Annotated in this window: 22 protein-coding genes; 14 read left to right on the forward strand and 8 right to left on the reverse strand. The window is 52.6% G+C overall.

What is annotated here, in order from left to right; genetic code table 11:
• Position 1: 1 nt before the first annotated feature.
• Positions 2-889: a LysR substrate-binding domain-containing protein gene (locus KWG64_RS11320; RefSeq protein WP_218521932.1), complete on the reverse strand. Its 888-nt coding sequence runs from the start codon at positions 887-889 to the stop codon at positions 2-4.
• Positions 890-989: 100 nt separating this feature from the next.
• Between KWG64_RS11320 and KWG64_RS11325 the strand changes: the two genes are divergently transcribed.
• The gene (locus KWG64_RS11325) at positions 990-1,589 is read left to right on the forward strand and encodes a short chain dehydrogenase (protein ID WP_218521933.1); all 600 of its coding nucleotides are present in this window, start codon (positions 990-992) and stop codon (positions 1,587-1,589) included.
• Between the two features lie 64 nt (positions 1,590-1,653).
• Here KWG64_RS11325 and mnmE read toward each other — a convergent pair whose 3' ends face one another.
• The 5 genes from mnmE to rpmH all read right to left on the reverse strand — a co-directional run bounded on the left by mnmE (position 1,654) and on the right by rpmH (position 5,499).
• The gene (mnmE, locus tag KWG64_RS11330; protein ID WP_218521934.1) at positions 1,654-3,018 is read right to left on the reverse strand and encodes a tRNA uridine-5-carboxymethylaminomethyl(34) synthesis GTPase MnmE; all 1,365 of its coding nucleotides are present in this window, start codon (positions 3,016-3,018) and stop codon (positions 1,654-1,656) included.
• A 104-nt stretch (positions 3,019-3,122) separates the two neighbouring features.
• Positions 3,123-4,757 (reverse strand): membrane protein insertase YidC, encoded by a 1,635-nt coding sequence (yidC, locus tag KWG64_RS11335; RefSeq protein WP_195814968.1) that lies wholly within the window; start codon positions 4,755-4,757, stop codon positions 3,123-3,125.
• 2 nt (positions 4,758-4,759) lie between these two features.
• Positions 4,760-5,017 carry a membrane protein insertion efficiency factor YidD gene (yidD, locus tag KWG64_RS11340; protein WP_095924029.1) on the reverse strand — a complete coding sequence of 86 codons (258 nt, stop codon included), beginning with the start codon at positions 5,015-5,017 and terminating at the stop codon, positions 4,760-4,762.
• Positions 4,981-5,340, reverse strand: a complete 360-nt coding sequence (gene rnpA, locus KWG64_RS11345; RefSeq protein ID WP_071823635.1) for a ribonuclease P protein component — start codon at positions 5,338-5,340, stop codon at positions 4,981-4,983. The genes yidD and rnpA overlap by 37 nt, the downstream gene beginning before the upstream one ends.
• An 18-nt stretch (positions 5,341-5,358) precedes the next feature.
• Positions 5,359-5,499, reverse strand: coding sequence for a 50S ribosomal protein L34 (gene rpmH, locus KWG64_RS11350; RefSeq protein ID WP_009637487.1), 141 nt, complete (start codon positions 5,497-5,499; stop codon positions 5,359-5,361).
• Positions 5,500-6,184: 685 nt separating this feature from the next.
• Between rpmH and dnaA the strand changes: the two genes are divergently transcribed.
• From dnaA to KWG64_RS11405, 11 genes are all read left to right on the forward strand, one after another.
• On the forward strand, positions 6,185-7,576 hold the full coding sequence (gene dnaA, locus KWG64_RS11355) for a chromosomal replication initiator protein DnaA (protein WP_014333276.1): 1,392 nt from the start codon (positions 6,185-6,187) through the stop codon (positions 7,574-7,576).
• 4 nt (positions 7,577-7,580) lie between these two features.
• A complete protein-coding gene (dnaN, locus tag KWG64_RS11360; RefSeq protein ID WP_195825566.1) occupies positions 7,581-8,681 on the forward strand; it encodes a DNA polymerase III subunit beta in 1,101 nt (366 codons plus the stop codon).
• Between the two features lie 9 nt (positions 8,682-8,690).
• The gene (recF, locus tag KWG64_RS11365) at positions 8,691-9,779 is read left to right on the forward strand and encodes a DNA replication/repair protein RecF (protein WP_195814966.1); all 1,089 of its coding nucleotides are present in this window, start codon (positions 8,691-8,693) and stop codon (positions 9,777-9,779) included.
• Positions 9,780-9,798: 19 nt separating this feature from the next.
• Positions 9,799-12,213 carry a DNA topoisomerase (ATP-hydrolyzing) subunit B gene (gene gyrB / locus KWG64_RS11370; protein WP_195814965.1) on the forward strand — a complete coding sequence of 805 codons (2,415 nt, stop codon included), beginning with the start codon at positions 9,799-9,801 and terminating at the stop codon, positions 12,211-12,213.
• Between the two features lie 146 nt (positions 12,214-12,359).
• Positions 12,360-13,175, forward strand: coding sequence for a sugar-phosphatase (gene yidA, locus KWG64_RS11375; RefSeq protein ID WP_218521935.1), 816 nt, complete (start codon positions 12,360-12,362; stop codon positions 13,173-13,175).
• A gap of 307 nt (positions 13,176-13,482) precedes the next feature.
• Positions 13,483-14,181, forward strand: coding sequence for a FadR/GntR family transcriptional regulator (locus KWG64_RS11380; RefSeq protein WP_195814963.1), 699 nt, complete (start codon positions 13,483-13,485; stop codon positions 14,179-14,181).
• On the forward strand, positions 14,178-15,068 hold the full coding sequence (locus KWG64_RS11385; RefSeq protein ID WP_218521936.1) for a 2-dehydro-3-deoxygalactonokinase: 891 nt from the start codon (positions 14,178-14,180) through the stop codon (positions 15,066-15,068). The genes KWG64_RS11380 and KWG64_RS11385 overlap by 4 nt, the downstream gene beginning before the upstream one ends.
• Entirely contained in the window at positions 15,052-15,669 is a 618-nt protein-coding gene (locus KWG64_RS11390; RefSeq protein WP_218521937.1) for a 2-dehydro-3-deoxy-6-phosphogalactonate aldolase, read from the forward strand. Before KWG64_RS11385 ends, KWG64_RS11390 begins: the two co-directional genes overlap by 17 nt.
• Positions 15,666-16,814 carry a galactonate dehydratase gene (dgoD, locus tag KWG64_RS11395; protein WP_218521938.1) on the forward strand — a complete coding sequence of 383 codons (1,149 nt, stop codon included), beginning with the start codon at positions 15,666-15,668 and terminating at the stop codon, positions 16,812-16,814. The genes KWG64_RS11390 and dgoD overlap by 4 nt, the downstream gene beginning before the upstream one ends.
• A 219-nt stretch (positions 16,815-17,033) precedes the next feature.
• A complete protein-coding gene (locus KWG64_RS11400) occupies positions 17,034-18,329 on the forward strand; it encodes an MFS transporter (protein WP_195814959.1) in 1,296 nt (431 codons plus the stop codon).
• 67 nt (positions 18,330-18,396) lie between these two features.
• Positions 18,397-19,662, forward strand: coding sequence for a DUF3748 domain-containing protein (locus tag KWG64_RS11405; protein WP_218521939.1), 1,266 nt, complete (start codon positions 18,397-18,399; stop codon positions 19,660-19,662).
• A 51-nt stretch (positions 19,663-19,713) separates the two neighbouring features.
• On the opposite strand, the gene KWG64_RS11410 is transcribed toward KWG64_RS11405, so the two are convergent.
• Positions 19,714-20,091, reverse strand: a complete 378-nt coding sequence (locus KWG64_RS11410) for a YceK/YidQ family lipoprotein (RefSeq protein ID WP_195814957.1) — start codon at positions 20,089-20,091, stop codon at positions 19,714-19,716.
• Positions 20,092-20,482: 391 nt separating this feature from the next.
• Between KWG64_RS11410 and ibpA the strand changes: the two genes are divergently transcribed.
• Both ibpA and ibpB read left to right on the forward strand, forming a co-directional pair.
• Positions 20,483-20,893 (forward strand): small heat shock chaperone IbpA, encoded by a 411-nt coding sequence (gene ibpA / locus KWG64_RS11415; protein ID WP_195814956.1) that lies wholly within the window; start codon positions 20,483-20,485, stop codon positions 20,891-20,893.
• A gap of 118 nt (positions 20,894-21,011) precedes the next feature.
• Positions 21,012-21,446, forward strand: coding sequence for a small heat shock chaperone IbpB (gene ibpB, locus KWG64_RS11420; RefSeq protein ID WP_195814955.1), 435 nt, complete (start codon positions 21,012-21,014; stop codon positions 21,444-21,446).
• A 78-nt stretch (positions 21,447-21,524) separates the two neighbouring features.
• Here the strand turns inward: ibpB and KWG64_RS11425 are convergent, their stop codons facing one another.
• Entirely contained in the window at positions 21,525-22,775 is a 1,251-nt protein-coding gene (locus KWG64_RS11425) for a valine--pyruvate transaminase (protein WP_195814954.1), read from the reverse strand.
• Between the last annotated feature and the right edge of the window lie 38 nt (positions 22,776-22,813).

A 22,813-nucleotide genomic window follows, 5' to 3' on the forward strand; every position in this document is an offset into this window, starting at 1 on the left:
ATCAGTAGAAATCGTTTTCTGTCATGTAGTTAATCAGGCTGTTCAGTTTCGCACGCGGGCGGAAATCGGGCAGATAAACCACATGCACGGCGCGCGGTGTGGGAATGAAAGACTCGAGAACCGGAATAAGCCTGCCGCTGAGAATATCTTCGGCCAGCAGCACCTTCGGCTGAAGCAGTAAACCGGCTCCTTCCAGCGCGGCATTACGCAATGCATGGCCGTCGTTGGAGACATAACGGCTGTTCACCGGCCACGCCGACGTGGTTTGCCCGGCGTTCGCCAGATGCCAGCCTTCACTCTGATTCCAGACGGAGTGGATCAGGCACGGATGCGTTTTCAGATCTTCCGGCGATTCAGGTGTGCCGTTGCGCTGCAAATACTCCGGCGATGCGCAAATCACCATTTCGTAGGATTTCAGCGGCCTGGCGACCAGCCGGTCATCCCCGATTTCACCAATACGGATGGCGAGATCGAAATTTTCCCCAATCAAATCGACGCGGGCGTTGCTCAGCACCAGTTCAACTTTGACCTGAGGGTAGAGATTCAGATAGCGGGCGAGCATCGGCGCAATCACGCTGGATCCTAAAGAAACCGGCGCACTGACGCGCAGTAATCCGGTGGGAACACTTTGCAGACTTTCCATCGCGTTTTCAGTGGCTTTTATCTGCTCCAGCACCCGTTTGCCATTTTCGTAAAACACGTCACCGGCATCGGTCAGGCTTTGTTTACGGGTTGTGCGCTGCAAAAGCCGGGCGTTCAGATGTTTTTCCAGCTGCTGAATATGCTTGCCGACCATCACCGCTGAAATCCCCAGTTTTTCGGCAGCGCTGCTAAAATTTCCTGATTCGACCACGCAGATAAAGACTTCAATATTCCGCAGCTTATCCATATTGCTAACCCTGAGTTAGGACAGAACAAATATTGTAAGTCTATATCTAACTTTTAGTTTGGTTAATGATGAGCCTGTACACAAAATCGAGGAATGAAAAATGAAAATTTTAGTCATTGGCGGTACGGGCGCATTGGGCAAAGCAGTGGTCAGCGCATTAGGCGACAACCATAACGTCATCACAGCAGGCAAAACGCGCGGCGATTTTCAGGTGGATATTACCGATGAAAGCAGCGTGAAAGCGCTTTTTGCCCGCACCGGTAAACTCGACGCGATTATCTCCACGACCGGCAGCCTGCATTTTGGCCCGCTGGAAGAAATGACCGCAGAACAATTTAATACCGGATTGCAGGATAAACTGCTCGGGCAGGTTCGTATCGCGCTGATCGGCAAAGCGTTTCTTAACGATGGCGGTTCAATCACATTGACCAGCGGTATCGTTGCCGACGAACCTATCCGTCAGGGAGCAAATGCAACGGCAGTAAACGCTGCGGTAGAAGGTTTTGTGCGTGCCGCCGCGATCGAATTGCCGCGAGGACTGCGCATCAATGGCGTCAGCCCGACGGTAGTTGAAGAATCTCTTGAAGGTTACGGCCCGTTCTTCCCGGGCTTTGAAGCTGCTCCGGCGGTGCGCGTGGCAAAAGCTTATGTGCGCAGCGTGGAAGGTGCGCAAACCGGGCGGATTTATAAAGTCTGGTAAGCTAACATTATGAATCACATAAAATAGCCCGCACGATAGCGGGCTTTTCTGCATTTTCAGGTCATTATTTCCCGATACAGAAACTCGAGAAAATACGGCCCAGCAAATCATCAGATGTGAATTCGCCGGTGATTTCACTCAGCGACTGCTGCGCCAGGCGTAGCTCTTCCGCCAGCAATTCACCTGCCCATGCGCCAAGCAGCTGATCTTTACCCTGAACCAGATGCTGCGCAGCGTCTTCCAACGCCTGCAAATGACGACGACGGGCAAGGAATCCACCTTCCATGTTGTGATTAAAGCCCATCACCTGTTTCAGATGATCGCGCAGCAAATCCACACCGTCGCCAGTGCGGGCAGAAAGGCGAATAAGTGAGTGACCATTCACTTCGGTTTGCCCCAGCGCTTCGCCAGTAATATCGGCTTTGTTGCGCACCACGACGATAGGCAAGGAAGCCGGAAGGCGTGCCATAAACTCCGGCCAGATCTCTGCCGGTTCGGTTGCCGCTGTGGTGGTGCCATCAACCATAAACAGCACTAAATCAGCCTGTTCGATCTCATTCCATGCACGTTCGATACCGATGCGTTCTACTTCATCACTGGCTTCGCGCAGACCGGCGGTATCAATGATGTGCAATGGCATGCCGTCGAGATGAATATGTTCGCGCAGAACGTCGCGTGTGGTGCCCGCGATGTCGGTCACAATCGCTGCTTCACGACCGGCCAGTGCGTTCAGCAGGCTGGACTTACCGGCGTTAGGACGCCCGGCAATCACCACTTTCATCCCTTCACGTAACAGGCTGCCCTGACGGGCTTCAGCACGGACGGCATCCAGATCGCCCATCACGGTGTTGAGTTTGGCTTCGATTTTGCCGTCAGACAGGAAGTCGATTTCTTCATCCGGGAAGTCGATCGCTGCTTCGACAAAGATTCGCAGGTGAGTGAGTGCTTCCACCAAATGGTGAATACGCTGCGAGAAAGCGCCCTGAAGCGAGTTCACCGCCGAGCGTGCGGCCTGTTCTGAACTGGCGTCGATCAGATCGGCAATAGCTTCTGCCTGTGCCAGATCCAACTTATCGTTGAGAAATGCACGTTCAGAAAACTCGCCCGGACGCGCGATACGCACATTTTCCAGCGCGACAATTCGCTTGAGCAGCAGGTCGAGAATGACCGGGCCGCCGTGGCCTTGCAGCTCCAGTACGTCTTCACCGGTAAAGGAGTTCGGGCCGGGGAACCACAGCGCAATGCCCTGATCCAGCGTGCTGCCGTCTGCGTCCTGAAATGGCAGGTAATCGGCATAACGAGGTTTTGGCAGCTTACCTAAGACAGCCTGTGCCACATTACGCGCCGCACGGCCGGAAATGCGCAAAATGCCAACGCCGCCGCGACCGGGAGGTGTTGCCTGGGCAATAATGGTATCTGAGGTACTCATAGCAATTGTCTCTTTCTGAATATGCAAAAAGGCGGTCTCGATGACCGCCTTCGTGTCTTAATCATGAGTGTAGCGGTCAGGGCGGGAAACGCCCTGACGCTGACTTATGACTTTTTCTTGTCGCGGCTGTGCAGGCCACGTTTTTCCAGCCCGCGATAAATCAGCTGTTGCTGGAGAATGGTTACCAGGTTACTGACGATGTAGTACACCACCAGACCGGACGGGAACCACAGGAAGAACACGGTGAAGATGACCGGCATGAAGGTCATGATCTTCTGCTGCATCGGGTCAGTGACGGTAGTCGGCGACATCTTCTGAATGAAGAACATCGTGATACCCATTATGACCGGCAGAATGTAGTACGGGTCTTGCGCTGACAGGTCATGGATCCACAGGATGAACGGCGCGTGGCGCAATTCGATGGAACCAGACAGCATGTAATACAGTGCCAGGAAGATAGGCATCTGAATAACCAGCGGCAGACAGCCACCCAGCGGGTTCACTTTCTCAGACTTATACAGCGCCATCATTTCCTGACTCATGCGCTGTTTGTCATCACCGATACGTTCACGCATCGCGGCCAGTTTCGGCTGCAACATACGCATTTTCGCCATCGACGTGTACTGAGCACGGGTCAGCGGGTACATGATACCGCGCACGATGAAGGTGATAACAATGATTGAGAAGCCCCAGTTGCCGACGAAGCTGTTGATGAATTTCAACAGTTTGAACAGCGGCTGAGAGATGAACCACAACCAACCATAATCGACAGTCAGGTCAAGGTGTGGCGCGATAGCGGCCATTTTGTCCTGAATTTCCGGGCCCACCCACAGGATTGAAGCAACCTGCTGTTGTGCGCCAGGAGCAACGGTAAACGGTGCGCCTTTGAAGCCAATCGATGAGATACCGTTGTTGGTGGTCGTGAAGAACGTGTTGGTGTCCTTCGCTGACGGGATCCACGCCGTTGCAAAATACTGCTGCAACATAGCAACCCAACCGCCCTGTGTGGTGACATTCAGCGCTTCGCTCTTATCGAACGCATACTTCTGATATTTGTCATCACTTGAGGAGTAAGCCGCGCCACGGAACGTATGCAGAGCAAAGTTATTGCTGCCAGTATCGCGGTGCTTAGGCAAGTCGGTGGTTTGTTTGAGCTGGCCAAACATGGTCAGTTCAAGCGGGGCAGCCGTGGTGTTGTTGACGTTGTACTCAACATTCACCGCATAGGAGCCACGTTTGATCACGAAAGTTTTGGTAAAGATGGCACCGTTTTGAGCCGTATAGGTCATCGGGATGCGCAGTTCAGACTGGCCTTCTGCCAGGGTGAACGAATCCGAGCTGGCCTGGAACAGAGGACGTTCGCCGTTCGCCGGATTATCTGGACCATTTTTACCTGTCAGACCGCTTTGTGCCTGATAGATGAAATTAGGAGTGGTTTCCAGTAACTGGAAAGGCTGGTCAGAGCCCAAAGATGTAGGGTAAGCAGTCAGAAGAGCCTGCTCAATATCGCCACCACGGGTGTTGATCGTTAATGACAGCACATCACTGTTAACTGTAATTAATTTGCCCTGTCCGCTACCAGGAACAGCCTGGTTAGCAGCATCACCGTTTGCAGTGTTCGCAGTCTGTTGCGTGGTCTGGTTGGCGGGTTGCGGAGCGTGGTCCGTTTGCCATGCCTGCCAGATCATGAAAGACACGAACAGCAGAGCGATGAGGAAAAGATTGCGTTGCGAATCCATCGTTAGTGTTCTCTGTTATTGTCGGTTTTCGGCGGTACGGGGTCATCACCACCTGGGTTCAAAGGATGGCATTTTAATACGCGTTTCAAAGTCAACCAACTGCCTTTTAACATGCCAAAACGACCAATTGCCTCAATACCGTATTGAGAGCAGGTTGGTCGAAAGCGGCAATGTGGCCCGAGCAACGGACTGATGAATAACTGATAACCACGTATCAGTTTAATCAGGATGCGGGAGCCTGTCGGCAATGTCGACGCCATAATTTCTCCAACGCTTCCGTCAGCGCGCGATTATCTAAATCGGCGACACCCTTCTTGGCGACCACCACAAAATCCATCGACGGCAGCGTATGCTGATTCAACCGGAAGCTTTCGCGGGTTAGGCGTTTGATCCGATTGCGTTCATGTGCGCGTTTGACGTGTTTTTTTGCGACGGTGAGACCGATGCGGGGATGCCCCAGCTCGTTCAGGCGGCCGAGTATGGTGATTTGCGGCGTGCCAGCCCGTTGTGGCTGCTGGAAGACGAAAGTGAAATGACGGGGAGTTAACAAACGTAACTCCCTGGGAAAAGCGAGCTTAACCACTAAATAGGTTAGCTTTTATTACTTAGAAGCTGACAGACGGGTACGGCCTTTCGCACGACGGCGAGCCAGAACCTGACGACCATTTTTGGTGGCCATACGAGCACGGAAGCCGTGGCTACGGTTGCGCTTCAATACGGACGGTTGGAAAGTGCGTTTCATGGCGATTTCTACCTAAACTTAAATTATTACTGATCAGTAAACGCGAAGACATTTCGGCGAAAATACGACCGATGCCTTTGTCGCAACATATAAAGAAGCGGGATTGTAATAACTGTACAGTCCTGAGTCAATTTACATTGCCAGAAATGGCTCAAGTGTTTACCAGAATGGCCCGTGGTCACACCGCAATATCCATCTGGTTATGACCATCAGGAACACAGGCTTCACACGTAGGGCTGAGGATTATACGGACTCTGCCATAAATCGCAAGGATCCTCGACTGATCCTTATCCACAGGGGTGAGATCTTTCTCTCAATACGACGAAAATAGCGTCAGCGGACTCCTATTTTTTCACCAGAGTGATGATTACATCGCCTAATTTTAAAAGGATCGGCTAAGCTTACCCACTTGCCGATCAGTGCCTGTGGATAAAAAGGATCTAAACTCTCAGGAAGGGGAGGATCTCTGTGACGGATTGCGTTATGATCCGCCATTCCGATCGCGATCCCAGCACGGGTGCTTTCGACAAAAACCGTAAAAAGCGGTTCACACGTGACTTTACGCCACTGACAGGGTGGTGAGAGAAATTTCCCCCATTGCCGGGCGGAACGTGTGCCAAAAATCATGATTTAAAAAATATCCTGATCCTTTTCTTTTTTTATACTTGTTCGAGTGGAGTCCGCCGTGTCACTTTCGCTTTGGCAGCAATGTCTTGCCCGTTTGCAGGATGAACTACCTGCCACAGAATTCAGTATGTGGATACGCCCCCTACAGGCGGAACTCAACGACAATACGCTGGCGCTTTACGCCCCGAATCGTTTTGTCCTGGATTGGGTTCGTGACAAATACTTAAACAATATTAACGGCTTGCTTAACGATTTCTGCGGTACGGATGCTCCGTTGCTGCGTTTTGAAGTCGGCAGCAAACCGGTGATTCAACGCGTCAGTCAACCTGTCGCGGCCAGCGTCAGCTCACAGGCTGCGCCCGCTATTCCACGTCTGGCTCCGTCCCGCCCAAGCTGGGACAGTTCTCCGGCTCAGCCCGAACTTTCTTACCGTTCTAACGTCAACCCGAAACATACTTTCGACAACTTCGTTGAGGGTAAATCAAACCAGCTGGCTCGCGCGGCGGCGCGTCAGGTGGCTGATAATCCGGGTGGCGCTTACAACCCGCTTTTCCTTTATGGCGGCACCGGTTTGGGTAAAACCCACTTATTGCACGCGGTCGGCAACGGCATCATGGCGCGCAAAGCCAACGCCAAAGTGGTGTACATGCACTCCGAGCGCTTTGTGCAGGATATGGTAAAAGCCCTGCAAAACAACGCCATTGAAGAGTTCAAACGCTACTACCGTTCAGTCGATGCCTTGCTCATCGATGACATCCAATTCTTTGCTAATAAAGAACGTTCGCAGGAAGAGTTCTTCCACACCTTTAATGCCCTGCTGGAAGGTAATCAGCAGATCATCCTGACCTCTGACCGCTATCCGAAAGAGATCAACGGTGTTGAAGATCGTCTGAAATCGCGTTTCGGCTGGGGCCTGACGGTGGCGATCGAGCCGCCTGAGTTAGAAACCCGCGTGGCGATCCTGATGAAAAAGGCTGATGAGAACGATATCCGTCTGCCCGGCGAAGTTGCGTTCTTTATTGCTAAACGTCTGCGTTCCAATGTGCGTGAGCTTGAAGGCGCACTGAACCGCGTAATTGCCAATGCCAACTTTACTGGCCGTGCGATTACCATCGACTTCGTTCGTGAAGCGCTGCGCGATTTGCTGGCGCTTCAGGAGAAGCTGGTCACTATCGATAATATTCAGAAAACAGTGGCCGAATATTATAAAATCAAGGTCGCTGACCTGCTCTCCAAACGGCGTTCCCGTTCGGTAGCTCGCCCACGCCAGATGGCGATGGCGCTGGCGAAAGAGCTGACCAACCACAGCCTGCCAGAAATCGGCGATGCGTTCGGTGGTCGGGACCATACCACGGTGTTGCACGCCTGCCGGAAAATCGAGCAGTTGCGTGAAGAAAGTCACGACATCAAAGAAGATTTCTCCAACTTAATCAGAACATTATCTTCCTAGCGCTATGAAATTTATTGTTGAACGTGAGCATTTGCTGAAACCACTGCAACAGGTCAGTAGCCCGCTGGGTGGACGACCGACGTTGCCAATTCTGGGTAACCTGTTATTGCAGGTGACGGATGGCGCGTTGTCGCTGACCGGGACGGATCTGGAAATGGAGATGGTGGCGAAAGTCGCGCTGTCTCAGCCACATGAAGCCGGGGCGACCACCGTTCCTGCGCGTAAATTCTTTGATATCTGCCGTGGATTGCCAGAAGGCGCGGAAATTTCCGTCGCACTTGACGGTGACCGCATGCTGGTTCGTTCAGGCCGCAGCCGTTTCTCGCTGTCGACCCTGCCGGCAACAGATTTCCCTAATCTCGATGACTGGCAAAGCGAGGTGGAATTCACCCTGCCGCAGGCCACGTTGAAACGTCTGATTGAAGCCACGCAGTTTTCCATGGCGCATCAGGACGTCCGGTATTATTTAAACGGCATGCTGTTTGAAACCGAAGGTGAAGAACTGCGTACCGTGGCGACCGACGGTCACCGTCTGGCCGTTTGTTCGATGCCTATCGGCCAGTCACTGCCTTCGCATTCGGTGATCGTGCCTCGTAAAGGCGTGATGGAACTGGTGCGTTTGCTTGATGGCGGCGACACCACGCTGCAACTGCAAATCGGCAGCAACAACATCCGTGCGCACGTCGGTGACTTCATTTTCACGTCCAAGCTGGTTGATGGCCGTTTCCCTGATTATCGCCGCGTATTGCCGAAAAATCCGGACAAAACGTTGCAGGCAGGTTGTGACCTGCTGAAACAGGCCTTTGCCCGTGCGGCCATTCTTTCTAATGAAAAATTCCGTGGCGTGCGTTTGTACGTCAGCCATAACCAGCTGAAAATCACCGCCAATAACCCGGAACAGGAAGAAGCAGAAGAAATTCTGGATGTCGGCTACGAAGGCACCGAAATGGAAATCGGCTTTAACGTCAGTTACGTGCTGGATGTGCTGAACGCGCTCAAGTGCGAAGACGTTAATCTGCTGCTGACCGACTCGGTTTCCAGCGTACAGATTGAAGATGCTGCGAGCCAGTCGGCCGCGTACGTTGTCATGCCGATGAGGCTCTAGTCTGAATTAATGGCCTTAACGCGCTTACTGATAAAAGATTTCCGCAACATCGAGGCGGCGGATTTAGATCCCTCGCCGGGTTTTAACTTTCTCGTCGGTCCCAACGGCAGCGGTAAAACCAGCGTGCTCGAGGCGGTGTATACCCTCGGGCATGGCCGCGCTTTTCGCAGTTTGCAGGCCGGACGCGTTATTCGCCACGATCAGCCTGAATTTGTGCTGCATGCGCGGGTTGATGACGGCGGTGATCGTGAATTATCCATTGGCCTGAGCAAAAGCCGCCAGGGCGACAGTAAAGTGCGCATCGACGGCAGCGACGGACATAAAGTGTCTGAACTGGCGCAGATGTTGCCGATGCAACTTATCACGCCCGAAGGCTTCACCCTGCTCAATGGCGGGCCGAAGTACCGGCGGGCGTTTATCGACTGGGGTTGTTTCCATCACGATCCCGGTTTTTTTATCGCCTGGAGCAACCTGAGACGGTTACTCAAGCAACGCAACGCCGCGTTGCGACAGGTGAGTCGCTATGCGCAAATTCGTGCCTGGGATCAGGAACTGATCCCGTTAGCCGAGCGCATTAGCGAATGGCGGGCGGCATACAGCGAAGCGATCGCGGCTGATATCAGCGCGACCTGCGCGCAATTCCTGCCTGAATTCGCCCTCAGTTTTTCTTTCCAGCGTGGATGGGACAAGGAAACCGAGTACGGCGAGTTGCTGGAGCGTAATTTTGAACGCGACAGAGCCTTAACCTATACCGCATCAGGTCCACACAAAGCGGATTTCCGCATTCGTGCCGACGGCACGCCGGTGGAAGATTTACTGTCCCGTGGGCAGCTGAAATTACTGATGTGTGCGCTCCGGTTAGCGCAGGGTGAGTTTCTCACCCGACAGAGCGGGCGGCGTTGCCTGTATCTTCTTGACGATTTTGCCTCCGAGCTGGATGCCGACAGACGTCGGTTGCTGGCGGATCGCCTGAAAGCCACCCAGGCACAGGTTTTTGTCAGTGCGATAAGCGCTGAACAAGTGACCGACATGATGGGTGAAAAGGGCAAGATGTTCCGCGTGGAACAAGGTAAAATAGCCGTTCTATCACAGGACTAAAAATGAGCGAGAAACGTTGATGTCGAATTCTTATGACTCCTCAAGTATCAAGGTATTAAAAGGGCTGGACGCGGTGCGTAAGCGCCCCGGCATGTATATCGGCGATACCGATGACGGCACTGGTCTGCACCACATGGTATTCGAGGTTGTGGACAACGCTATCGACGAAGCCCTCGCGGGCCACTGTTCAGAGATTCAGGTCACGATCCACGCAGACAACTCCGTCTCCGTGCAGGATGATGGTCGTGGTATTCCTACCGGCATTCATGAAGAAGAGGGCGTTTCTGCTGCTCAGGTCATCATGACCGTTCTGCATGCTGGCGGTAAGTTCGACGATAACTCGTACAAAGTTTCCGGTGGTCTTCATGGCGTGGGTGTTTCCGTCGTTAACGCCTTGTCGGAAAAACTGGAGCTGGTTATCCGCCGCGAAGGCAAAGTGCACACCCAGACTTACGTGCACGGCGAGCCACAAGATCCGCTGAAAGTGATCGGCGATACCGATCAGACCGGGACCACGGTGCGTTTCTGGCCGAGCTTCAACACTTTCACCAATAACACCGAATTTGAATATGACATTCTGGCTAAACGCCTGCGCGAACTGTCATTCCTGAACTCGGGTGTCGCAATCCGTTTGCTCGACAAGCGTGATGGCAAAAACGATCACTTCCATTACGAAGGCGGTATCAAAGCGTTCGTGGAATATCTGAACAAAAACAAAACGCCAATTCACCCGACCGTATTCTATTTCTCCACGGTGAAAGACGATATCGGCGTTGAAGTGGCGTTGCAGTGGAACGACGGCTTCCAGGAAAACATTTACTGCTTTACCAACAACATTCCACAGCGCGATGGCGGGACTCACTTAGCCGGTTTCCGTTCGGCGATGACCCGTACCCTGAATGCGTACATGGACAAAGAAGGTTACAGCAAGAAATCCAAAATCAGTGCTACCGGTGACGATGCCCGTGAAGGCCTGATTGCTGTGGTTTCCGTAAAAGTTCCGGATCCTAAGTTCTCTTCTCAGACCAAAGACAAACTGGTTTCTTCCGAAGTGAAAACCGCGGTTGAAACGCTGATGAACGAAAAACTGGTGGACTACCTGATGGAAAACCCATCAGACGCCAAAATCGTTGTCGGTAAAATCATCGATGCAGCGCGTGCCCGTGAAGCGGCGCGTAAAGCACGTGAAATGACCCGTCGTAAAGGCGCACTGGATCTGGCAGGTTTGCCGGGCAAACTGGCGGACTGTCAGGAACGCGACCCGGCTCATTCCGAACTGTACTTAGTGGAAGGGGACTCAGCGGGCGGCTCTGCAAAACAAGGCCGTAACCGTAAGAACCAGGCGATTCTGCCGTTGAAAGGTAAAATCCTCAACGTTGAGAAAGCGCGCTTCGACAAAATGCTGTCTTCTCAGGAAGTGGCGACGCTTATCACCGCACTGGGTTGTGGTATTGGCCGTGACGAATACAACCCGGACAAACTGCGCTATCACAGCATCATCATCATGACCGATGCCGACGTCGATGGTTCACACATCCGTACTTTGCTGCTGACCTTCTTCTACCGTCAGATGCCTGAAATTGTTGAACGCGGTCATGTGTTTATCGCACAGCCGCCGTTGTACAAAGTGAAGAAAGGCAAGCAGGAACAGTACATTAAAGATGACGAAGCAATGGATCAGTATCAGATCTCCATTGCGATGGACGGCGCAACGCTGCACGCCAACGCGCATGCACCGGCACTGGCGGGCGAACCGCTGGAAAAACTGGTGGCTGAACATCACAGCGTGCAGAAAATGATTGGCCGTATGGAACGTCGTTATCCGCGTGCGTTGCTCAACAACCTGATTTATCAGCCGACGCTGGCCGGTACTGAACTGGCCGATCAGGCTAAAGTTCAGGCGTGGATGGAGTCGCTGGTGGCGTTGCTCAACGAAAAAGAGCAGCACGGCAGCAGCTACAGTGCCATCGTGCGTGAAAACCGCGAACACCAGATTTTCGAACCGATTCTGCGTATCCGTACTCACGGCGTAGATACCGATTACGATCTGGATGCTGATTTCATTCAGGGCGGTGAATACCGCAAAATCTGTGCTCTGGGTGAAAAACTGCGTGGCCTGATTGAAGAAGACGCGTACATCGAACGTGGCGAACGCCGTCAGCCAGTGACCAGCTTCGAGCAGGCGCTGGAATGGCTGGTGAAAGAGTCCCGTCGTGGTCTGTCGATTCAGCGTTACAAAGGTCTGGGCGAAATGAACCCTGATCAGCTGTGGGAAACCACTATGGATCCTGAGCAACGTCGCATGTTACGTGTGACCGTGAAAGATGCCATTGCCGCTGACCAGCTGTTTACGACGCTGATGGGCGATGCGGTTGAACCGCGCCGCGCCTTCATCGAAGAAAACGCCCTGAAAGCAGCCAATATCGATATCTGATGAACGTCTGATTGTGTCTGCTGAAAAAGTCCGAAACGGGAAACCGCTTCGGGCTTTTTTTCGTCTGTTGTTCCCCGCATTCTGGCTGGCTTTAGCCCGGCATGTCGCTTAGCATTGAGGAAGATTTTTCAAACTCTGAGGATGCTATGGCTATTGAATTAATTGCAATTGATATGGACGGGACATTGCTCAATCCGCAGCATGAAGTGACACCTGCCGTAAAAAAAGCGTTATCCGATGCGCGTGCGAAAGGTGTGCAAATCGTTCTGGCGACGGGCCGTCCGTTTATCGGCGTGCAGCGTTATCTGAAAGAACTGGATTTGCAGCAGGAAGGTTGTTACTGCATCACCAACAATGGTGCGCTGGTCCACAATGCGAAAGATGGCAGCGTGATCGCCGAAATATCCCTCAAAATTGAAGATTATCACTACTTCGAGCAACTGGCGCGTGAGCTTGGCGTGCATTTCCATGCGCTGACCAAAACCGACCTTTACACCGCGAACCGTCATATCAGCAAATTCAGCGTGCATGAATCCTTCACGACCGGCATTCCGCTTCAGTACTGCCCGGCGGAAGAAATGGATGCATCCCTGACCTTCCCGAAAATCATGATGATTGATGACCCGGAAGTGCTGGATCGCGCCATCAGCCAGCTTCCGCAGGAAGCCAAAGATCGTTATACCATCATGAAAAGCTCGCCATATTTCCTCGAAATCCTGGATAAACGTGTGAATAAAGGCGAAGGCGTTAAAGTGCTGGCCGAAAAACTGAGCATTCCGCGCGAAAACGTCATGACGCTGGGCGATCAGGAAAATGACATCGCGATGCTGGAATACGCCGGGGTGGGTGTTGCTATGGGCAATGCGCTCGACAGCGTAAAAGCCGTCAGCCAGTTCGTCACCAAAACCAATACTGAAGACGGTGTAGCGTTTGCCGTGAACAAGTTTGTGCTGGGCCAGTAATTTCCTTTCCTGATAAAAATCGTCTGTTTCTGTGAAGGGAAACGGACGGTCTTTCTGCCGTGATCGCTGTTTCCTCCCTTTCTGATTAACCTCTCACGCCCTTTCTGACGTTTTTTTCCGCAATTCAGCCCGCTTTTATCTTTGCATTGTCCGTTTTGTGATCTGAATTGTAGTACAACAACAATAAATGGTACTACCATGTGCACAATGTGAGCGTGAAGTCTTACAGGATTGTGCAGCAATTCCAAGACCTGAATGCGCCGGAGCGGTAAAGTACGTTGTTTATTCTTCCAGCCCAGGAGCATTTATGAACTCATCTGAACTCAGCAAAACCGATCGTCTTGTCATTGAAATGGGGCAGCAAATCGTGAGCGGGAAATATATTCCCGGCGCGGCGCTGCCTTCAGAAATGGAGCTTTGCGAACAGTTTGATACGTCACGCAACATCATTCGTGAAGTGCTGCGTTCGTTAACGGCGAAACGGTTAGTGGAAATTAAGCGTTACCGGGGCGCGTTCGTCTGCCCGCGTAATCAGTGGAATTACCTGGATACCGACGTCTTGCAGTGGGTTCTGGCCAGTGATTACGACCCGCGTTTAATCGCGGCAATGAGCGAAGTGCGTAACCTGGTTGAACCGACCATTGCGCGCTGGGCGGCAGAACGGGCGACATCTGGCGAACTGGCGGTCATTGAAGACGCGCTCAACAGCATGATTGCCCATCATCAGGATCGCGATGCGTTTAACGAAGCGGATATCCGCTTCCATGAAGCCGTGCTGGCGGCGGTGCATAACCCGGTTTTACAGCAACTGAGTATCGCCATCAGCTCGCTACAACGGGCGGTGTTTGAAAGAACGTACATGCCGGATGACAGCAATATGCCGCTGACACTGCGTGAACATCAGGAATTGTTCAACGCAATCCGGCACCAGGATGCCAATGCAGCGGAGCAGGCGGCCATGAAAATGATTGCCTCTTCGACGAAACGACTCAAGGACATTACATGACAGCAAGCTATATCGCGCTCGACTGGGGTTCAACCAACCTGCGCGCGTTCTTGTATCAACAGGGGAAATGTACCGCGCACATCCGTTCAGAACGTGGGATAACCCGGCTGGACGGCACCACGCCTCAGCAGGTTTTCAGCGAAGTGATTTCGCCGTGGCAGTCTTTGAATCTGCCCGTGATTATGGCGGGCATGATTGGCAGTAACGCTGGCTGGGTCGATGTTCCTTATCTTTCTGCGCCGGTAAGTATTGATTCTCTCGGTCAGCATCTTTTCCCGGTAGAAGCCGCCCTGCCGGTAAAAGCCTGGATTGTGCCGGGGATCTGCTTCAATCGTGACGATAACTGCAACGTAATGCGCGGCGAAGAAACCCAGCTTCTGGGCGCTTATGACGAATCTCCCGCCTCCTTATATCTGATGCCCGGTACGCACAGTAAATGGGTACATGCCGAAGGCAGCAAAATTTGTGATTTTCGCACCGCGATGACGGGCGAACTTCACCATCTCCTGATGAATTATTCGCTGATCGGCAAGGGTCTGCCTGAACAGCAAAACTCTGCGGACATCTTCCGGCAGGGGCTCGAATCCGGTTTTTGTCAGCCTGAAATTACGGGGCGCTTATTTGAAGTCCGCGCCGCGCATGTGCTGAACCGGCTGGCGAAAACGGCGGTCAGCGACTGGCTTTCCGGCCTGCTGATCGGCAGCGAAGTCGCGCAGATGCTCAGCCACTTTGGCGGTGAACATCGCATCACCGTTATCGGGAATCCGCTGTTAACTGGCCGCTACGGACAGGCGCTCGATCTGGCCGGTATTGGCTGGCAGGCCCTCGACGGCGACCAGGCTTTTCAATCAGGTATAAGGAGAATTGTGAATGCAATGGGCAACTGAAATTCCACTGATCGGTATTTTGCGGGGGATCCGCCCTGAAGAAGTGAACGCGCATATTTCGGCGCTGCTCGATGCCGGTTTTGACGCCATCGAAATACCGCTCAACTCGCCGGACTGGCAAAAAAGTATTGCGCTGGCGGTCGAAAATTTTGGCCACCGCGCACTGCTGGGTGCAGGAACCGTGCTGAAACCGGAACAGGTCGACGAACTGCATTCGCTGGGAAGCAAACTGGTGGTCACGCCAAACACCTGCCCGGACGTTATCCGCCGCGCGGTTGAGCGGGGCATGACCGTTTACGCGGGATGCGCGACGGCCACAGAAGCGTTCAGCGCGCTGGATGCCGGTGCGCAGGCGCTGAAAATCTTCCCTTCTTCCGCTTTTGGCCCCGACTACATCAAAGCGCTGAAAGCCGTACTTCCGCCGGATGTGCCGGTATTTGCCGTCGGCGGCGTCACGCCTGAAAACCTTTCGGTTTACCTGAACGCCGGTTGCGCCGGTGCCGGGCTGGGCAGTGATTTGTACCGCGCAGGCCAGACGCCTGAAACGACCGCTCAGAAGGCGAACGCATTTATCAAAGCCTATAAGGATGCAACGCAATGAAAGTCACCAAACTGACCACCTACCGCTTAGCCCCGCGCTGGATGTTTTTGAAGATTGAGACGGACGAAGGCATTACGGGCTGGGGCGAACCGGTTATTGAAGGGCGCACGCGCAGCGTGGAAGCCGCGGTTCATGAGCTGAGTGAATATGTTATCGGACAGGATCCGGCGCGTATCAACGACATCTGGCAGACGCTGTATCGCGGCGGATTCTATCGCGGTGGTCCGATTCTGATGAGCGCGATTTCCGGTATTGATCAGGCGCTGTGGGACATCAAAGGCAAGGCGCTTGGCGTTCCGGTTTATCAGCTTCTGGGCGGTCTGGTGCGGGACAAAATCAAAGCCTACAGCTGGGTCGGCGGCGACAGACCGTCTGAACTCATTGATGGCATTAATAAATTACGCACAATTGGTTTCGATACCTTCAAGCTAAACGGCTGCGAAGAAATGGGTATTATCGAAAACGCCCGTCAGGTCGATGCCGCAGTTTCACAGGCGGCGCAGATCCGCGCTGAGTTCGGCAATGAAATTGAATTTGGTCTGGATTTCCATGGTCGCGTCAGTGCGCCGATGGCAAAAGTGCTGATCAAAGAGCTCGAACCGTATCGCCCGTTGTTTATTGAAGAACCGGTTCTGGCCGAACAATCTGAATATTATCCGCGCCTTGCCGCACAAACGCATATTCCGATTGCCGCCGGTGAACGCATGTTCTCGCGCTTCGATTTCAAACGCGTGCTGGCCGACGGTGGCCTGGCGATTGTTCAGCCTGATTTATCCCATGCAGGCGGCATTACCGAGTGCTTCAAAATTGCCGCAATGGCAGAATCTTACGACGTTGCCCTTGCGCCACATTGTCCGCTTGGCCCGATTGCACTGGCCGCGTGTCTGCATATTGATTTCGTTTCGCGCAATGCTGTACTTCAGGAACAAAGCATGGGGATTCATTATAACCAGGGTGCTGAATTACTGGATTACGTTATTAATAAAGACGACTTTAAAATGAATGACGGATATTTCTATCCTTCAAATAAACCGGGATTAGGTGTCGAAATTAACGAAGAGCTGGTAATTGAACGCAGTAAGAATGCCCCAGACTGGAGAAATCCACTCTGGCGTTATCCGGACGGTGCTGTAGCAGAATGGTAATTACCTGTCATCCTTCAAACGTTTTCTGCGTTGGCTGCTTTCATTCACCTAGGTCACTTACTTAAGTAAGCTCCCAGGGATTCTTTCAATTGCCGCCTTGATAACGCTCGAATGATTTAAGGTAATAATTTAAGCGATTACAAATATTAAATAATCAGGGCAATTTCTGAGTCGCCTTTACGCCTGTTATTATAGGATAACCATTAATAGGAAATAAAAATGGATACCACCCTACAAGTCAGACCGACAAAAAGACGTTATATCACCTTGCTGATGATCTTTATTACTGTGGTGATTTGTTATGTTGACCGCGCGAATCTGGCCGTCGCGTCTGCCCATATTCAGGAAGAATTTGGCATCAGCAAAACGCAGATGGGTTATATATTTTCTGCTTTTGCGTGGACGTATACCGCCTGTCAGATCCCCGGCGGCTGGTTTCTCGACAGATTCGGGTCGAGAGTCACCTACTTTATTGCCATTTTAGGCTGGTCCGTCGCCACCTTATTCCAGGGTTTTGCCGGCGGATTAGCGTCACTGATTGGCCTGCGCGCCGTGACGGGCATGTTTGAAGCACCGGCTTTTCCGACCAATAACCGCATGGTGACCAGCTGGTTCCCGGAGCAGGAACGTGCGTCTGCCGTGGGCTTTTACACCTCCGGTCAGTTTGTCGGATTAGCCTTCCTGACGCCGCTGCTGATCTGGATCCAGGAAATGCTGAGCTGGCACTGGGTCTTTATCATCACCGGCGGTATCGGGATTATCTGGTCCGTGCTGTGGTTCTGCATTTACCAGTCTCCGCGTAAAAGCAAAGGCGTGAATGCTGAAGAGCTGGAACATATCCGTGCCGGTGGCGGATTAATTGATGGCGATACGCAAGCGGATAAGAAGACGTCCGTGCCGTTTACGGCATCTGACTGGAAACTGGTTTTTAACCGCAAGCTGGTCGGCGTGTATTTAGGGCAGTTCGCGGTGGCTTCCACGCTGTGGTTTTTCCTGACCTGGTTCCCCAATTACCTGACGCAGGAAAAACACATTGCCGCGCTGACCGCAGGCTTTATGACTACCGTGCCGTTCCTGGCTGCTTTTCTCGGTGTGCTGTTATCCGGGCTGGTGGCGGATAAACTGGTTCGCAACGGTAAATCCATCGGCTTTGCACGCAAACTGCCTATTATCAGCGGGCTCTTATTATCCACCTGTATTATGGGCGCGAATTATACCAATGATCCGATGTGGATAATGATATTAATGGCACTGGCTTTCTTTGGTAACGGATTTGCTTCAATTACCTGGTCGCTGGTTTCCTCTCTTGCTCCGGTACGGTTAATCGGATTAACGGGCGGCGTATTTAATCTTGCGGGCGGATTGGGCGGAATTACCGTGCCATTGGTTGTCGGATATTTAGCGCAGGATTATGGCTTTGCACCGTCATTAATTTATATTTCCGCCGTGGCTTTATTAGGTGCACTTTCTTATATATTCCTCGTGGGTGAAGTGAAACGCGTCGGCGATATCTGACGATTGTCTCCGCTGTCTGCCTGTCGTAGTCTTAGCCCATTCCAATAAGGTATGGGCTTTTTCACACATGAACGAAAAACAGTTAACTTCCGATGCCCGCGGGCATCAGTTGACCAACATTAACGTCTGGACGCCGGACAGTCAGTGGCTGGTATATGACGTACGTCCGCACGGTGGCTCTTTCACCGGTTCGACCATTGAGCGTGTGAATGTGAAAACCGGCGAGACGGAAGTTCTTTATCGCGCCGGTGAAAATGCTCATGTGGGCGTGGTGACAGTCAGCCCGGATCAGCCGGCCCGTTATGCGTTTATTCATGGCCCGGAAAACCCGGATGACAGCTGGCAGTATGATTTCCATCATCGCCGCGGTGTCATTGTCTCTGAGCCGCGGCGCGCGCAGGCCGTGACGCTAGATGCGATGGACATCACCGCGCCGTTTACGCCCGGTGCTTTGCGTGGCGGCACGCATGTTCACGTTTTCAGCCCCGACGGCTCCTGCCTCAGCTTTACCTACAACGATCATGTTTTGCATGAACTGAATCCTGCTCTGGATTTACGCAACGTCGGCGTCGCCTTATCTGCACACCCCGTCACGCCGCCAAAACATCATCCCCGCGAATACGATGGCAGCCATTTCAGCGTTCTGGTTACTGAAACCACCGCGACGCCGCAGCCCGGCAGCGACGACATCAACCGCGCTTATGAAGAAGGCTGGATAGGCCAGAAAGGCTACCTCAAACCGGACGGCAATCGTCAGCGCCGGGCGCTGGCTTTCATTGGCGACACGCTTTCCGCCAGCGGAGAAAAGCATCCGGAAATTTTCGTGGTGGATTTACCGGAAGACGACGCGGATTACCTGAAAGCAGGGGAAAAACCGTTGCAGGGAACGCCGGACACGCTGCCTGCGCCACCGGCGGGTGTAAAACAGCGACGCATTACGTTTACTGAAAAAGGCATCGCAGCCCAGCCGCGTCACTGGTTACGGTCTTCGCCGGATGGTAGCCAGATTGCGTTTCTGATGAAGGATGAAAAAGACGTGGTGCAGTTCTGGACGGTATCGCCCAATGGCGGCAAACCGGTGCAGATCAGCCATTCGGCCAGCGGAATTCAGTCGGCGTTTAGCTGGAGCCCGGACGGAAAATCGGTGGCGCTGGTATGCGAGAACAGCGTGATGCGCCTTGATGTGGAAAGCGGAGAAATGTACCGGCTGACCGGAAGAACGGAAATCGCGCCGTGCGCGGATGCCGTAGTGTATTCCCCCGATGGCAGCCAGATAGCTTTTATGCGTCAGGTGGGGGAATTTGCGCAAATCTTTGTGACGGCCAGCCGCTGAGGTTTTACCTAACCGGCCGGTCTGGCCGGTTTCACTCCCTCAGGCTGAGGCTTACTTTTTATGCGTGGAGGATTTCTGCGTGCGCGGCGTCGTGGTCATCGGCGGAACATGATCGATATCGACCCCGTTGCTCAGCGCAATGTTGTGCTCTTCGCTGGCTTTGACGCGGTCGCGCGTCGTGACTTTTCCGCTGCGATAATAATCATAAGGCAGCAAAACCGTATCGAGTAAGGCGCTGAAAGGTAAATCCACTAACAGCAGCGGGGTCATCGCCCAGCTGGTGTCGTCGCTTTTCATCATGTTAACGTCTGAACGCGTGCCCGAATAATACCCTGTATCGCCACCGGTATGGCTCATGACGCTGGAACAGCCGCTCGTCGCTAAAAAAACACATCCTGTCATCAGCGGCGTTAATACAAATTTCTTCATGATAGAACTCATCTTATGCTGTCAGGCTGAGCTTTTACGTCAAAGTGACTTATACCACTCAGCACAAAAAATTAACAAAGCAAGCTGTAGCTCTGTGGCTGCGATCCCATTAAGTGTAATTACTATTTGAAATCTTGCAGGAAACCGCCTGCTGTCCCTGGCTTTTCGCCCTCGTAATATTTGTATTCTGACGCCCGCAGTTCAAACGAAAACAAAATTTTTGTCTTTTTCTTGCGAATGCCTACTTGAAATACTCTCTTTCATCGCCATTTTTAATGTACGACGCAGGGGAACGATCGCCGGAAGGGATCGTGAATATAAACTGCGCCGCGAGCCTGTCCCATCCGGAAGGCTATATACATACACTCGCTGAATGTCAGGAGAAGTAGTAATGCGTAATTTTGATTTATCACCACTATACCGCTCTGCAATTGGTTTTGACCGTTTATTTAATCTTATCGAATCGGGTCAGAATCAGGGTGGCGGCTATCCTCCTTATAATGTTGAATTGGTTGACGAAAACCATTACCGGATTGCCATCGCGGTAGCGGGATTTGCCGAATCCGAACTGGACATTACAGCGCACGACAATATGTTAGTGGTCAAAGGCGCGCATGCACCGTCTGACGCTGACCGCACATATTTATATCAGGGCATTGCTGAGCGTAATTTCGAACGCAAATTCCAGCTGGCCGAACACATTCAAATTAAAGCGGCCAATTTGTCGAATGGTTTGCTGTATATCGATCTGGAACGCATCGTTCCTGAAACGTCTAAACCACGGCGTATCGAGATCCGCTAAGCGTTTATAAAGACAACGCACAAATGAAAAAGTTTAGGCTCGCCGTCAGGGGGCTGAACCGTTACACCCAAATCGGGCGACGGATTAATTAATCTCGCTTCAAAGAAGGAGTTACACCATGCGTAATTATGATATTTCCCCATTACTTCGTCAGTGGATTGGTTTTGATAAATTAGCCAGCTCAATGCAGGGCGGCGATCAGGCTTTTCCTCCGTACAATATTGAGAAGTCTGACGACAATCATTACCGCATTTCGCTGGCACTGGCCGGTTTCCAGCAGAGTGAGCTGAATATTGAAGTGGAAGGGCCGCGTTTAACTGTCAGCGGCGCCCCGGCTCAGCAGGAAACTAAAGTGGAGTATTTGCATCAGGGGTTAGTGATTAAGCCTTTCACCCTGAGCTTCACGCTGGCAGAGCACATGCATGTGTCGGCCGCCGAGTTTGTAAACGGCCTGCTGCACATCAATCTGGTGCGTGACGTACCGGAAGCTTTGCAGCCACAGAAAATTGCGATCGGCACCGAGAAACCTGCACTGGAGAATCAGTCAGCGTAATCCGGCGGCAGAGTCGCTAAAAACGAAAACAGGAGGACATTTGTCCTCCTGTTTTTTTATGCCTGTCGCGCAGAAAAATTAATTTTCGGCGTGCGCTTTCTCAACTTCTTCCGCCAGAATTTTCACGCCGCGTTCAATCTGTTCGGCGTCCGGCACGTAGTTCATGCGCATGCACTGATGCGTGTGCGCCCACGGATGCTCCAGCCCCGGGAAGAAATAATCCCCCGGCACCATCAGCACGCCGCGCTGTTTCAGGCGCTGATAGAGCACTTCAGTCGTAATCGGCAGATCCTTAAACCACAGCCACAGGAAAATTGCGCCTTCCGGTTTGTGGATCAGGCAACGCTCTTCCGGCAGATAGCGGCGCAGCGTGGCGATGGTTTCCTGCACGCGCTGGTAATAAAACGGTTTGATGACGTCTTCGGAAAGCCGCAGTAAATCGCCACGGGCGATCATTTCATTGGCGATGGCTGGCCCGACGCTGCCGGGCGACAGGCTGATAATCCCGTTCATGTTGCTGATCGCTTTGATGATTTTCTCATCGGCAATCACGATGCCGCAGCGGGAACCCGGCAGGCCGAGTTTCGACAGGCTCATGCACAGAATGATATTCGGGTTCCACAGCGGTGTTGCATCGGTAAACACGATGCCGGGGAACGGCACGCCGTAGGCGTTATCAATTAATAACGGGATATCTTTTTGCTGCGCCAGTGCATCGAGGCGGATCAGCTCTTCGTCAGTAATCACGTTGCCGGTCGGATTGGTCGGGCGTGAAACGCAGATCAGGCCGATGTCATCGGTGATATTCAGATGATCAAAATCGACGTGATATTTGAACTGGCCTTCGGGCAACAGCTCGATATTCGGTTTGGCGGAAACAAACAGGTTTTCGTCCAGCCCGGCGTCTGCGTAACCCAGATATTCCGGGGCCAGCGGGAACAGCACTTTCGACATGCTGCCGTCGGCGCGGCGTCCGGCGAACAGGTTAAACAAATAGAAGAAGGCGCTCTGGCTGCCGTTCGTCAGCGCGATATTTTGCGCATCGAGCTGCCAGCCGAGTTCTTTCTGCAACATTTCTGCCAGTGCGTGACGCAGTACGTCCTTGCCCTGCGGGCCGTCGTAATTGCACAGCGCTTCGGTCAGCTTGCCTTCGGCCAGCATTTCCGTCAGCAGCGTCTGGAAATAATCCTGCATCTCAGGGATCTGCGCCGGATTACCGCCGCCCAACATCACAGCACCTGGTGTGCGTAAACCGTCATTCATATCGCCCATCAGGCGGGTAATGCCTGAAAAACGGGTAAATTTGTCACCGAAAGCAGAAAACGTCATAGAAAGCTTTGTATGTTATCGAAATGTGATGCCCACCA

This window comes from Rahnella sp. PD12R (genome assembly GCF_019200965.1).
GTDB classification, from domain to species: domain Bacteria; phylum Pseudomonadota; class Gammaproteobacteria; order Enterobacterales; family Enterobacteriaceae; genus Rahnella; species Rahnella laticis.